This is a genomic window from Streptomyces alkaliterrae (genome assembly GCF_007097205.2).
Lineage (GTDB): Bacteria > Actinomycetota > Actinomycetes > Streptomycetales > Streptomycetaceae > Streptomyces > Streptomyces alkaliterrae.
The window spans coordinates 1-1196 of record NZ_VJYK02000604.1 but is presented as its reverse complement, the minus strand read 5'-3'; the positions used below and the strand labels follow the sequence as shown (position 1 = coordinate 1196).

Below are 1196 nucleotides of genomic sequence, written 5' to 3'. Positions count from 1 at the left end.
GAGGGTGGACAGGTGCCCGCTGAGGATGGGGGGTAGCCGGTCGCCCGTCTTGGATGCGAGCGAGCGCCCGCTGCACGTTGTTGGTGTTGTACTTCTTACGGGCCGCGTCCTTGTTCATGCCGATGCTGCGTCCAACGGCGTCCCAAGACGCTCCGTGCTGCCGGGTGCGGCCGATCACCGTGGGCTTCACGCGTTCAAGATCCCGCAGCAGCTTCTCGAACAGATCGAGGACTTCTTCGGCCTCGCCGGGGGTGGACGTCTCCTCAAGCGCGCGACGCAGATGAGCGATCGTGGCCACGGCCTGAGCGAGTTCGGCGTCGATATGGGCGTCGAAGGGACTGAGCACCGGGGCGACGCCTCTGGCACGGTAGCGACTGGCGGCCTGCCGGCACCGGACATCGCAGTAGATGCCGGGGCGCCCCGTCCGGTTGGGTGTCAGCTGCTTCTGACACCATGCACAGTTCGGTGGTGGTGAAACGGCGGTGTTTCTCACCGTGAGGTGTTCCCTTGAATCGGTCGACCGGGCGACGAAAAGGGTCCGGTGGCCCGGCTTTCGTGACGGAAATTGTGGCCGGTGCGCCCGTTCCGTAGGGAACGGGCGCACCCGGCACGGCAGATGAGGGACCTGGAGAACGGGCCCCTCACTCAAACATCAGGACTGCCGGTTGCCCCGTCGGCGAGGCCCGTAGAGAGCAAAGGCCCATACCAGGGCGGGCACCACCACGGCGAGAAGGATCAGGTAGTCCTGCGCGCCGGGAACAACAACAAGCGGAGGAAGTGCCACACCCGGTGTCGAATTCGGCGACACCACCCCGTTGCCAAGGGCAGACTGCATGTTGCCCGCCCCCCGCACCCCCGGGCAGGGCTTGTTACTGTCTCGGCAGGATCGACGCCACAGGCAGAGGGGTTTGATCCGGGCGCGAGCTGGGAAATCAGGCACGAGAGCCTCCTTGGTTCGTGATCGCTGGGGAGCGCGGGCCCACGTCCCTGCAAAAGTCATGGGTTCGCGCTCCGTGAGCGTATTGACACGCACGGCCGAACGCTATTCGGGCAAAAGCTCTCTTTCCCGGGGCTTTTCGGGTCCGATCGGACACTTTCGTAGGGGCCGGACGGGCAATTCGGAAGAATCCGCGAGAACATCACCCGTTCGTGCCGCGATCTTGGTATGCACAACCCCCCCCCCGTCTCGCCACGGC

Annotated in this window: 1 protein-coding gene; it reads right to left on the bottom strand. The window is 65.4% G+C overall.

Annotated elements, in window-relative coordinates; translation table 11 throughout:
• On the bottom strand, positions 1–346 hold a 346-nt coding region (locus tag FNX44_RS27055; RefSeq protein WP_438948050.1), incomplete at its 3' end, for a hypothetical protein.
• Between the last annotated feature and the right edge of the window lie 850 nt (positions 347–1196).